This window comes from Staphylococcus sp. URHA0057 (assembly GCF_000620265.1).
Lineage (GTDB): Bacteria > Bacillota > Bacilli > Staphylococcales > Staphylococcaceae > Staphylococcus > Staphylococcus pasteuri.
In genome coordinates, this window is record NZ_JHVS01000008.1 from 151153 (window position 1) to 163409 (window position 12257).

At 32.4% G+C, this 12257-nt stretch carries 12 protein-coding genes; 8 read left to right on the plus strand and 4 right to left on the minus strand.

The features are described from left to right. Nucleotides 1–23: 23 nt before the first annotated feature. Nucleotides 24–488: a hypothetical protein gene (locus N524_RS0106285; RefSeq protein ID WP_029055988.1), complete on the plus strand. Its 465-nt coding sequence runs from the start codon at nt 24–26 to the stop codon at nt 486–488. Nucleotides 489–545: 57 nt separating this feature from the next. Here N524_RS0106285 and N524_RS0106290 read toward each other — a convergent pair whose 3' ends face one another. Continuing rightward, nucleotides 546–878: a YrhK family protein gene (locus tag N524_RS0106290; RefSeq protein WP_029055989.1), complete on the minus strand. Its 333-nt coding sequence runs from the start codon at nt 876–878 to the stop codon at nt 546–548. A gap of 89 nt (nt 879–967) precedes the next feature. Here N524_RS0106290 and N524_RS0106295 point away from each other — a divergent pair, with 89 nt between their 5' ends. Next, the gene (locus tag N524_RS0106295) at nt 968–1489 is read left to right on the plus strand and encodes a methylated-DNA--[protein]-cysteine S-methyltransferase (protein WP_017636577.1); all 522 of its coding nucleotides are present in this window, start codon (nt 968–970) and stop codon (nt 1487–1489) included. A 112-nt stretch (nt 1490–1601) separates the two neighbouring features. Here the strand turns inward: N524_RS0106295 and N524_RS0106300 are convergent, their stop codons facing one another. Continuing rightward, nucleotides 1602–2768 carry a hydroxymethylglutaryl-CoA synthase gene (locus N524_RS0106300; protein ID WP_029055990.1) on the minus strand — a complete coding sequence of 389 codons (1167 nt, stop codon included), beginning with the start codon at nt 2766–2768 and terminating at the stop codon, nt 1602–1604. Between the two features lie 248 nt (nt 2769–3016). Here N524_RS0106300 and N524_RS0106305 point away from each other — a divergent pair, with 248 nt between their 5' ends. After that, nucleotides 3017–4372, plus strand: coding sequence for a hydroxymethylglutaryl-CoA reductase, degradative (locus N524_RS0106305; protein ID WP_259677269.1), 1356 nt, complete (start codon nt 3017–3019; stop codon nt 4370–4372). Between the two features lie 57 nt (nt 4373–4429). Here the strand turns inward: N524_RS0106305 and N524_RS0106310 are convergent, their stop codons facing one another. Both N524_RS0106310 and N524_RS0106315 read right to left on the minus strand, forming a co-directional pair. After that, the gene (locus tag N524_RS0106310) at nt 4430–4867 is read right to left on the minus strand and encodes a CHAP domain-containing protein (RefSeq protein ID WP_029055992.1); all 438 of its coding nucleotides are present in this window, start codon (nt 4865–4867) and stop codon (nt 4430–4432) included. Nucleotides 4868–5319: 452 nt separating this feature from the next. Then, nucleotides 5320–5535, minus strand: a complete 216-nt coding sequence (locus N524_RS0106315) for a sterile alpha motif-like domain-containing protein (protein WP_002450133.1) — start codon at nt 5533–5535, stop codon at nt 5320–5322. Between the two features lie 236 nt (nt 5536–5771). Here N524_RS0106315 and cidR point away from each other — a divergent pair, with 236 nt between their 5' ends. The 5 genes from cidR to ptsG all read left to right on the plus strand — a co-directional run bounded on the left by cidR (nt 5772) and on the right by ptsG (nt 12022). After that, nucleotides 5772–6650 carry a cidABC operon transcriptional activator CidR gene (gene cidR / locus N524_RS0106320; protein ID WP_029055993.1) on the plus strand — a complete coding sequence of 293 codons (879 nt, stop codon included), beginning with the start codon at nt 5772–5774 and terminating at the stop codon, nt 6648–6650. Between the two features lie 213 nt (nt 6651–6863). Beyond that, nucleotides 6864–7256, plus strand: a complete 393-nt coding sequence (locus N524_RS0106325; protein WP_017636571.1) for a CidA/LrgA family protein — start codon at nt 6864–6866, stop codon at nt 7254–7256. Beyond that, complete coding sequence (locus N524_RS0106330; protein ID WP_017636570.1) at nt 7253–7942, plus strand: LrgB family protein; 690 nt, start codon at nt 7253–7255, stop codon at nt 7940–7942. The genes N524_RS0106325 and N524_RS0106330 overlap by 4 nt, the downstream gene beginning before the upstream one ends. A 44-nt stretch (nt 7943–7986) precedes the next feature. Next, a complete protein-coding gene (locus N524_RS0106335) occupies nt 7987–9726 on the plus strand; it encodes a pyruvate oxidase (RefSeq protein ID WP_029055994.1) in 1740 nt (579 codons plus the stop codon). Between the two features lie 229 nt (nt 9727–9955). Next, nucleotides 9956–12022 (plus strand): glucose-specific PTS transporter subunit IIBC, encoded by a 2067-nt coding sequence (gene ptsG, locus N524_RS0106340; RefSeq protein ID WP_029055995.1) that lies wholly within the window; start codon nt 9956–9958, stop codon nt 12020–12022. The last annotated feature ends 235 nt before the right edge of the window (nt 12023–12257 follow it).

The following is a 12257-nucleotide window of genomic DNA, read 5'->3' on the forward strand; positions in this document are numbered from 1 at the left end:
AAGGCTATTGGGAGGATTTAATCATGAAGGGTAGTAAGAAACTAAATCAATTATTAGAAGATAATGAAAAGAAATTAAAAAAGCTTTTTAAATACGATAAGAAAGAATCTTTGTCATTTACAAAAGAAGATAGAGAAAAAGTTGAAGATCAATATGGAGTTTATGTCATTTTCGATGGTAAGAAACCTATATTTGTTGGTCAAACAGGTGGTTATGCGACAGGTTATAAACCAATTCAAAAAGATTTAAATACAAAATTAGCTCAATATAATTCTAAATCTGATAGTGGTACAACTAAATTCAGAAAAGAACTTGCTAAAAATAAAAATGCAGATACTTCTGAACTAAAAGAAATGACTGCTGAAAATTTTGGTTTAACATTCCAATATATTAAAGTTAAAGGGGAACCCGCTTTTATTAATATTTTAGAAATTCTTGCTTTAGAATATGCTAAAGAAAAGGAAATTAAACTTTATAACTTTGCTTAATTAAACAATGACAGCGTCTTATGAATTTAGGCGCTGTCATTTTACTTTTAAATTACTTTAAGTATGTGAATTATTTTTTTCTTCAATATATCGTTTATGATAATATCTAGATAATTTTATATCATGTATAAATGAAATAACAGGTCTTGCTGTCATTTGAATACTACCAATTACAAATAATATCGTACCCAAAGTCATAGTTGCATCACTAAAAAAGAAAAAGCTTCCTACCAAAAATACTAATCCCAAAATAATATCATTAATTTGATATATTGCTTTATAAAAATTGGTGATTTGATTAGCATGATCTTGTGTAGCTAGATCATATTTTTGATTATTAGTGTTTAAATGTAAGTCGACGCTGTTTTTATTGTTGTGGTGGGTAAACATAGGTAAACCTCCTTTAAATTCATAACATCAAATACCCTTATAATAATTAATAAAACGCATGAGTTACTATAAAGAAAGGAATGAGTCTAATGGAATATAAAACTTATTATGATTCACCAGTCGGGTTATTAGAACTTGTTAGCGATGGCGAATATCTTACACATGTACTCTATCAAAACCAACAATTAGAAGATGGTCGAGTTGAAAAAGATGATATAAAAGTATTTCAATTAACTAAAGAATGGCTTGATGCTTATTTTAAAGGGGATGTTCCAAACTTAAATATTCCTACTAAACCTCAGGGTACTGAGTTTCAACAATTTGTATGGCAAGAACTCGAAAAAATTGAATACGGGGAATTAACAACTTACGGAGATATAGCTCAAAAAGTAGCAACACGAATGAATAAAGACAAAATGTCAGCTCAGGCAGTTGGTGGCGCAGTTGGGAGTAATCCAATATCTATTATTATTCCATGTCATAGAGTTGTCGCTAAAAATGGAAGTCTTACAGGATATGGTGGAACAATCAAAAACAAAGTAAAATTATTAGAAACTGAAAAAGTAGACATGAGTCCTTTATTTGTACCAAAACATAGTACTAAACCATAAAAATACGTAATTTTTGAGCATTGAATATAAAGATAGCACTAAGATGATTTTCTTCCTAATCATCTTAGTGCTATTATTTTGGAATTTGTATTCCAGTATGGTTTATAGTTTATTATTTTGGAACGTGGTATTCACGAATATTGTCATTAATAGCTTCTAAATAGAAGATAGATTGATCATTGTCTACTGCATCTTGTTGTGCGTCAAATTCTAAATTATCAAAGCGATTGAAGAAGTTTTCATATTCTTCTACTGAAACTTCTTGTCGTTTTTCTAGAGCAGATTGATGACCTTTAGTATCTAATTGATTTTGGAAACCATCAACGACAGTAGCACTAAAGAACTCACCAACAGAACCTGAACCATAACTAAATAATCCGATTGTTTGTCCGCTAGAAAGGTCATGATTTTCTAATAATGATATAAGACTTAAATATAAAGAACCTGTGTAAATATTACCTACATAACGGTTATAATAAACGGCATCTTCATAACCTGTTCTTAAACGTTCTTGTGTTGTTTCATCTGCTTCATCGATAATTGATTCTAAAGCTTTTTTACCCATTTTGGTAAATGGAACATGGAAACATAGTGATTCGAAATCAGCTAACGATTTATTTTCACGTTTTGAATATTCATCCCAGCTATGTTGGAATGAACGGATATATGCATCTTTTGATAATGCACCATCAACAAGTGGATATGCATGGCCAGACGGTCTCCAAAAATCATAGACATCTTCAGTATATGCTACAGCATCATCATTTAATTGTAAGAGGCTAGGATTATGAGAAATCATCATTGCTACGGCACCGGCACCTTGAGTAGGCTCACCACCAGATTGTAAACCGTAACGTGCAGTATCACTTGCGATAACTAATACTTTTTCTTCTGGACGATTTGCTAGATAATCTTTAGCTAATTGAATTGCAGGTGTAGCAGCATAACACGCTTCTTTCATTTCAAAACAACGTGCAAAAGGTTGAATGCCTAGTAAATTGTGGACTTGAACAGCTGCAGCCTTTGCAGAGTCAATTGCAGATTCAGTCGCTACAATAACCATACCGATTTTCTTTTTATCTTCGTCTGTTATAATATCTTTAGCGGCATTAGCGGCCATAGATACGATATCTTGGTTTACAGGACTTACGGCCATTTTAGTTTGGCCAATTCCAATTAAAAATTTATTTGGGTCAACTTGGCGTGCTTCAGCAAGCTTAGCCATGTCTACATAAAATTTTGGTACATAAAAGTTTATTTTATCTATACCTATGTTCATAAGGGTTACATCCTTTCAGTTTTAAAAGTAGCATTAGTATCATACCAAAATAATTTAATGATATACAATGAATATAACAGATTTTGATATGAATGTATAACAGTTATGTAAGCGTTTTAATAATTGCGTTAAATCGCCTGTTATTAATATATAAATTTAAAAAATAGCAAATGATATTGTTATAAATACAGAGATTTTTAGAATATAAAACAAGTAACTTTTACAAAGAAAACTTTAATTGTTTTATAATGGTAATAAGTTTTGTTTTATTTGAATATATAGAATTAAAAGAGATAATTCATAGTGAAAAAAGGAGAAAAAATATGCAAAATTTGGACAAAGGATTTCGTCATTTATCGAGAGAAGATAAATTAAAACAATTAGAAGAATATGGTTGGTTATCTAGCGAAAATCATGACATTTTGTTAAATCATCCACTAATAGATGAAGATATTGCTAATAGTTTAATTGAAAATGTGATTGGCCAAGGTACATTGCCCGTTGGATTATTACCTGAAATTATCGTTGATGAACAACCTTACGTTGTGCCAATGATGGTGGAAGAACCATCAGTAGTTGCTGCTGCAAGTTATGGTGCAAAGTTAGTAAATCAAACTGGTGGATTTAAAACAGTGTCAAGCCAACGTTTAATGATCGGACAAATTGTATTTGATGGTGTTGAAGATACTGAAGCTTTGGCACAGGTGATTCAAAATAACGAAGAACAAATACACCAAATTGCAGATGAAGCCTATCCATCTATTAAAGCAAGAGGTGGAGGTTATCAAAAGATTGACATAGATACGTTTCCAGAACAGCAACTGTTATCATTGAAAGTATTTGTAGATACAAAAGATGCAATGGGTGCTAACATGTTAAATACAATATTAGAGGCCATTACAGCACATTTAAAAAATGAATTTCCAGATAAAGACGTACTAATGAGCATATTATCTAATCATGCCACTGCATCTGTTGTCAAAGTACAAGGAGAAATAGACGTTAACGATTTAACTAAAGGTGGTAGAGAAGGTGCAGAAGTAGCACAAAGAATGGAACGTGCGTCTGTATTAGCACAAGTAGATATACACAGAGCTGCTACACACAATAAAGGTGTTATGAATGGTATTCATGCAGTTGTTTTAGCAACTGGTAACGATACGCGTGGTGCAGAAGCGAGTGCGCATGCATACGCTAGCCGTGATGGTCAATATCGTGGTATAGCAACGTGGGAGTATGATTCAGATCGCCAACGATTAATAGGAACGATAGAAGTGCCAATGACCTTAGCTATTGTTGGTGGTGGTACAAAAGTATTACCAATTGCTAAAGCTTCACTTGATTTACTAAATGTCAAAACTGCACAAGAGCTAGGTCATGTTGTTGTAGCGGTTGGATTAGCACAAAACTTTTCTGCGTGTCGCGCATTAGTGTCTGAAGGAATTCAACAAGGTCATATGAGCTTACAATATAAATCATTAGCAATTATCGTAGGTGCTAAAGGCGATGAAATTGCACAAGTTGCTGATGCACTTAAACAAGAAGAACAAGCCAATTCAGCAAAAGCAAAAGAGATTTTAGAACAATTACGTCAAAATTCTTAAACTAAAAAAACGACATGCTATGCATTTAAAGTTGCATATGCCATGTCGTTTTTTTATTTAATAGATGTAATTAAAATGACGTGCAGATGATTTTCCTATAATCCTAGTTCCATATTTATATGGGCGATTATAGTTATATTCTGATATTTTTATATTTCCATTGCTATAAATTTTCTCAACAACAGCAACATGACCGTAGTAACCTGCAGTAGATTGCATTACCGCATAACGTCTAGGAGTATGACCAGTAGCATAGCCTGAACGTCTTGCATTTGAATACCAGTTCTTCGCATTGCCCCAACGATTAGATATAGGTTTACCTAATTGTGCGCGTCTTTGATAAGCCCACCAAGTGCATTGACCTTTATTATAATAATTTTTATATGAAGCTGCTTCTGACACATGTGTCTGTTCAGCTGTTTGATAAGTTATAGTCCCTGTTAACAAGATTCCAGTAGCGATTATGACACGAGATAATAATTTTTTAAGTTTCATTTTTTCTCCCAAAAATCGTTTTTTATTTAGTAACCGTATTCATAATAGATGTAAAAAAGGTAGAATACAATATTAGAAATGAATTATACAAGGAACTGTAATGTTACTGAAATATAAATAGGGTATTTGTAATAATATTTTATACTTTAATGTAAGTTTCATGTTTTACTCTTATGAATAGAAAGTATATAAGTACAAATAAAAAAGCCATCAACAAAGCACGAAACTTTGTCGACAGCATTAAAAGTATATAAATAAATTTAACATTTCTAAATAAAAGCATATATTGGCAGTAGATGACTGAATTGAAATGTACTTATTTAAAGTTTTTTCAATTCTAGTCATCTTTGCTGGGGTGGAACTACGAAAAAATTTCTGTCCCGCTCCCCTCGAGATGATAGACTTCCATGTATTCTTATGTTAGATAAATGCTAAATAACAATTAACATAGATCATACATTAGTGAATTGGTTGAAGACTGACAATGCTCTTTTAACAATAGTCATTGATAAGTCTTCAGGACACGGATTAGTTCGAAAATATGACAATATTTCACTTTGGCTCTTCACTTGTCTAGGAAAATTGTTATCTTGATTAATCCAATCAACCAATTCGCCTAATGGTGTGTCATCACCAAGAAAATTTTGCATAAATTCGTAAAAGCTCAATTCCTCACCTCGAATAATCATTTTGAGCCAAAGCATATTATAACACAATTATCTATTAATATTAATGTGAAAAAACCAATATAAAAACCAATATAAAAACCAATATAAAAACCAATATAAAAACCAATATAAAAACCAATATAAAGCCAATATAAGAGCTGAAATACTTAAACCACGTTAAAACAAAAGCGTTAATGTATAATAATAGGAACAAATTTTTTGAGTAGGTGACATTAGTGGATATTAAACATATGAAATATTTTGTAGAGGTTGTGAAACAAGGTGGTATGACAAATGCTTCTAAGTTTTTATATATTGCTCAACCTACGATTAGTAAAGCTATTAAAGATATTGAAGACGAAATGGCAGTACCATTGTTCGATAGAGGAAAGAGGCAACTTGTTTTAACGGATGCTGGCAAAATCTTTTTCAATAAATGCAAAGAGATTATCGCCTTATATGAAAATTTACCATCAGAAATCAGTAGTTTATATGGTTTAGAAACCGGTCATATTAACATTGGTCTATCAGCAGTGATGAATATGGAGACTATAATAGGTATGATAGGAGACTTTCATCATCAATTCCCTAATGTGACATTTAACTTTGTTGAACACGGTGGAAAATCAATTGAACAACAAATTTTAAATGATGAATTAGATTTAGGAATAACGACACTTCCTGTCGATCATCAATATTTTGAAGCTTTGTCATTTAATAAGGAATCGTTATGTGTCGTATTAAATCAAAATCATCCATTAGCCAAGTATCAAACTATTAAAATTAAAGATTTAGCTAACGAAGACTTTATCTTATTTAATGATGACTTTTACTTAAATGATAAAATTATAGAAATAACTAAAAATGCCGGTTTTATACCCAATATGGTTTCTCAAATATCTCAATGGAATGTGATTGAAAATCTTATCAGTAATAGATTAGGGATAAGTATTTTGCCACTTTCTATTACTCAATTGATGAACAAAAATGTATGTGCCATTAATATTGAAGATGCAAATGTAGAGTGGGAACTAGGACTAGTATGGAAAAAGGATAAACGTCTTAGTTATGCGACTAATAAATGGATAGAATATTTAAGAGATAGATTAACCTAACATAAATTTCCTTAAAATATTCATATGACTTAAATTTTCACATTTATAATAATAGAATTAATCTTAACGAAAGAAACCGCTTTCATAAATTTAAGGAATGTTTAGTATTCGAAAAATGTATTTTAATAATAGAAAAAGAAAGACTATAATTATAAATATCACTAAAAAATTGTTGTAACAATTTAGACAAATTTTTTAGAAGGGAAAGATAGCATGCATAAGGTGAGAGATTTCATACATCTTATTGTACAACTCGTACTTATTTTAATTATTTCATTCATCGGTACCGAAGTGCAGCGCTTATTACACATCCCTTTAGCAGGTAGTATTGTAGGTCTCATCATTTTTTACCTATTATTACAGTTCAAAATAATTCCTGTATCGTGGGTGAATGAAGGTGCAGACTTCCTATTAAAAACGATGGTGTTTTTCTTTATTCCATCTGTTGTCGGCGTTATGGATGTAGTATCAGACATTACGCTTAACTATCTATTGTTCTTTTTAATTATTATTTTAGGAACATGTTTAGTAGCATTATCCTCAGGCTATATCGCTGAAAAATTGGTGAACAGAAAAGATATAGGAAAAGGGATGGATGAGTTATGAATAACATATTACAAGCAGCAGTTATGATAATTATAACGATTGTGGTATATGTTATTTCTAAAAAACTGCAAGACAAATATAAAAATCCATTTCTTAATCCAGCATTAATTGCATCAATTATCATTATAGCGATACTTCTTATGTTTGATATTAGTTATAAAGGATACATGAAAGGTGGAGAATGGATAAATCATATATTAAACGCAACGGTCGTTTGTTTGGCTTATCCACTCTATCAAAACAGACATAAGATAAAGAAATACCTTTTTGTGATTTTCACGAGCGTGTTAACTGGTGTAATACTTAATTTTATGTTAGTATACGTAACGTTGAAAATCTTCGGCTATTCAAAAGAAACGATTGTTACTATGCTGCCAAGGTCTATCACAGCAGCTGTTGGGATAGAAGTTTCTAACGAACTTGGTGGCACAGATACAATGACTGTACTTTTTATAATAGCTACAGGGTTAATAGGCAGTATTCTAGGTTCAATGCTATTGCGTATGGGAGGCTTTAAATCTTCAATCGCGAGAGGCTTAACATATGGTAACGCTTCTCACGCTTTCGGTACAGCAAAAGCACTAGAATTAGATATAGAATCAGGCGCATTTAGTTCGATTGGTATGATATTAACTGCAGTAATCAGTTCGATTTTAATACCAATACTTATTTTATTGTTCTATTAAAGGGAAGAAACTCATATAAATAGAAAGGGAGGCTATTTGGAAAAATGGCAAAAATCAAAGCAAATGAAGCATTAGTTAAAGCATTAGAAGCATGGGACATCGATCACTTATATGGTATACCAGGAGACTCAATCGACGCAGTAGTTGACTCATTACGTACAGTAAGAGACTCATTTAAATTCTACCACGTACGTCACGAAGAAGTAGCAAGTTTAGCTGCTGGTAGTTATACAAGAATTACAGGTAAAATCGGAGTAGCATTAAGTATTGGTGGACCTGGTTTAATCCACTTATTAAATGGTATGTATGACGCTAAAATGGATAGCGTTCCTCAATTAGTTATTTCTGGTCAAACAAATAGTGATAAATTAGGTACTGGTGCTTTCCAAGAAACTAATTTATCTAAATTATGTGAAGATGTAGCTGTTTATAACCACCAAATTCAAAAAGGCGACAACGTATTTGAAATCGTTAATGAAGCGATTCGTACAGCTTATGAGCAAAAAGGTGTAGCAGTAATCATCTGTCCAAATGACTTATTAACTCAACAAATTAAAGACACTACTAACAAACCAGTAAATACAACTAAACCTAAAGCAATTGCACCTAAATTCAAAAACATCAAAAAAGCTGCTAAATTAATCAATAAAAGTAAAAAACCAGTTGTTCTTTTCGGTGTTGGTGCACAACATGCTAAAGATGAATTACGTGAATTTATAGAAATGGCTAAAATCCCAGCTATTCATTCATTACCAGCAAAAGCAATCCTTGCTGATGATCATCCATACAACTTAGGTAACTTAGGACAAATCGGTACTAAAGTATCATATCAAACAATCCAAGATGCAGATCTTTTAATTATGATTGGTACTAACTTCCCATTCGTTAAATATTTACCTAAGAAAAATATTAAAGCAATCCAAATTGATACTAATGAAGCACATATTAGTCACCGTTTCGATATCAACGTTGGTATCTTAGGAGACGCTAAAATTGCATTAGAACAATTAAGCGAAAACATTAAACACGTTGCTAAACGTCCATTCTTAGACAAAACTTTAGAACGTAAAGCAGTATGGGATAAATGGATGGAACAAGATTTAAATAATAATAATTCACCATTACGTCCAGAACGTTTAATGAAAGCTATCAATGACAACTTAAAAGACGATGCTATTGTTTCAGCAGACGTTGGTACTTCAACAGTATGGTCAACTCGTTATTTAAACTTAGGTGTAAATAACAAATTTATGATCTCAAGTTGGTTAGGTACTATGGGTTGTGCACTTCCAGGTGCTATGGCAGCTAAAGTTGCTTACCCAGACCGTCAATCAGTAGCAATTGCAGGGGATGGCGCATTCCAAATGGTAATGCAAGACTTTGCAACTGCAGTTCAATACGACTTACCATTAACAATTTTCGTATTAAACAACAAACAATTAGCGTTCATTAAATATGAACAACAAGCTGCTGGTGAATTAGAATATGCCATTGATTTCTCTGATATGGATCATGCTAAATTCGCTGAAGCTGCTGGCGGTAAAGGTTATACAGTTAAAGACGCTAGTCGTTTAGATGATATTGTTGAAGAAGCAATGTCACAAAACGTTCCAACTATCGTTGATGTACATGTTGACCCTAATGCTGCACCATTACCAGGTAAAATTGTTAACTCAGAAGCACTTGGTTATGGTAAATGGGCATACAGATCAATTACTGAAGATAAACATTTAGACTTTGATCAAATCCCACCAATCTCAGTAGCAACAAAACGTTTCTTATAATATAGATTCTATAAATCTCAACCAACTCGTTTTGGTTGAGATTTTTTTAAAATAAACTATTGTAAACGCTTCAGCTAATGTGTATACTATATTTAAATTAAAAATAACATTTGCGTGTTACTGGTGATGCAGGCATGAGCAAACATTTGGCCATTTATTATGGTCTTGTTTGCTCATGTCTTTTTTTATGTACATGTAAATGACTACAATATGAGAGGAATGTTTTTATATGTTTAAAAAGCTCTTTGGGCAATTGCAACGTATAGGTAAAGCGTTAATGTTACCTGTGGCAATTTTACCAGCAGCTGGGATTTTACTTGCATTTGGGAATGCAATGCACAATGAACAGTTAGTCAAAATTGCGCCTTGGTTAACAAATAATGTCTTTGTTATGATTTCTTCTATTATGGAAGCAGCAGGACAAGTCATTTTTGACAACTTACCACTATTATTCGCAGTCGGTACAGCACTTGGATTAGCAGGAGGAGATGGTGTAGCAGCATTAGCAGCACTCGTTGGTTATTTAATTATGAATGCCACTATGGGTAAATATTTAAATATTACAATTGATGATATCTTCTCTTATGCAAAAGGTGCTAAAGAATTAAGTCAAGCTGCTAAACAACCTGAATTTGCGTTAGTGTTAGGTATCCCTACACTACAAACTGGTGTATTTGGCGGTATTATCATGGGAGCCGTAGCCGCATGGTGTTATAACAAATACTATAATATTACGTTACCAGCATTTTTAGGATTCTTTGCAGGTAAACGTTTCGTCCCTATAGCAACATCTGTGGCCGCAATTATTGTTGGTATTGTATTAAGTTGGGTATGGCCACCTATTCAAACAGGTTTAAATGATTTATCAAACTTCTTATTAACGAAAAACTTAGTATTAACAACATTTATTTTTGGTGTTATTGAACGTTCACTAATTCCATTTGGTTTGCATCATATTTTCTATGCACCATTCTGGTTCGAGTTCGGACATTATACAAACCACGCTGGTGAATTGGTTCGTGGTGACCAACGTATTTGGATGGCTCAATTAAAAGACGGTGTACCATTTACTGCTGGTACATTTACTACTGGTAAATATCCATTTATGATGTTTGGTTTACCAGCTGCAGCATTTGCTATTTATAAAAATGCTCGTCCAGAACGTAAAAAAATTGTTGGTGGTTTGATGCTATCAGCAGGATTAACATCATTCTTAACAGGTATTACAGAACCACTTGAGTTCTCATTCTTATTTGTAGCGCCATTGTTATATGCAATCCACGTTGTATTAGCAGGTTCTTCATTCTTAATTATGCATTTATTAGGTGTAAAAATTGGTATGACATTCTCTGGTGGATTCATAGACTATGTATTATTCGGATTATTAAACTGGCATAGAACAAATGCGTTATTAGTTATTCCAGTAGGTATCGTATATGCACTGGTTTATTATTTCTTATTCGATTTTGCTATCAGAAAGTTCAATTTAAAAACGCCTGGTAGAGAAGATAAAGAACAAGAAGTCAGAAATTCAAGTGTGGCTAAATTACCATTTGATGTATTAGATGCAATGGGTGGTAAAGAGAATATTAAACATTTAGATGCTTGTATCACTCGTTTACGTGTTGAAGTTAATGATAAAGCAAAAGTAGACGTACCAGGACTAAAAGCATTAGGTGCTTCTGGTGTACTTGAAGTTGGTAATAACATGCAAGCTATTTTTGGTCCAAAATCAGATCAAATTAAACATGATATGGCAAAAATCATGAGTGGTGAAATTACTAAACCAAGTGAAACAACTGTCACTGAAGAAGATTCAGAAGAACCAGTACACGTAGAAAATATTGCTGAAACTGAAATCTATGCGCCAGGTGTTGGACAAATTATTCCATTATCTGAAGTACCTGATAAAGTATTCTCTGAAAAAATGATGGGAGACGGTATTGGATTTATCCCTGAAAAAGGTGAAATCGTTGCGCCATTTGACGGTACAGTGAAGACAATATTCCCAACAAAACATGCAATTGGATTAGAATCTGATACAGGAATTGAATTATTAATTCATATTGGTATAGATACAGTTAAGTTAAATGGAGAAGGTTTTGAAAGTTTAGTCAATGCGGATGAACCAGTGACTCAAGGTCAACCTTTAATGAAAGTAAACTTAGCATATCTTAAAGAAAATGCACCAAGCATTGTGACACCATTAGTTATCACAAACTTGGATAACAAAACGTTAACAGTGGACGATATTAAAGATGTTGAGCCAAGTAAACGTATTATGAAAGTTAAATAATTAATAGAGATAAAGTATCAGGGATATAAAGTTCTTGGACAAGTGAAAATAGACAATTTCTATTGGAATAATATAGAAATTGTCTATTTTATTATTTTTTTAAGTAATTTAGTATGAAATTGCATATAAATACATAGTATTTATGGCAAGACTCCTGAGGGAACAGTACTAGTTGAAGACCTTAGAAATTCTCACAGATTTATCTGTGTAGTATTTCTGGCTGAAACTGTACCCT

Coding starts and splice junctions, on each gene's coding strand:
- ptsG (WP_029055995.1), top strand. CDS start 9,956: ATGTTTAAAAAGCTCTTTGGGCAATTGCAACGTATAGGTAAAGCGTTA.
- N524_RS0106310 (WP_029055992.1), bottom strand. CDS start 4,867: ATGAAACTTAAAAAATTATTATCTCGTGTCATAATCGCTACTGGAATC.
- N524_RS0106290 (WP_029055989.1), bottom strand. CDS start 878: ATGTTTACCCACCACAACAATAAAAACAGCGTCGACTTACATTTAAAC.
- N524_RS0106305 (WP_259677269.1), top strand. CDS start 3,017: ATGGTAATAAGTTTTGTTTTATTTGAATATATAGAATTAAAAGAGATA.
- N524_RS0106285 (WP_029055988.1), top strand. CDS start 24: ATGAAGGGTAGTAAGAAACTAAATCAATTATTAGAAGATAATGAAAAG.
- N524_RS0106300 (WP_029055990.1), bottom strand. CDS start 2,768: ATGAACATAGGTATAGATAAAATAAACTTTTATGTACCAAAATTTTAT.
- N524_RS0106335 (WP_029055994.1), top strand. CDS start 7,987: ATGGCAAAAATCAAAGCAAATGAAGCATTAGTTAAAGCATTAGAAGCA.
- N524_RS0106330 (WP_017636570.1), top strand. CDS start 7,253: ATGAATAACATATTACAAGCAGCAGTTATGATAATTATAACGATTGTG.
- N524_RS0106325 (WP_017636571.1), top strand. CDS start 6,864: ATGCATAAGGTGAGAGATTTCATACATCTTATTGTACAACTCGTACTT.
- N524_RS0106295 (WP_017636577.1), top strand. CDS start 968: ATGGAATATAAAACTTATTATGATTCACCAGTCGGGTTATTAGAACTT.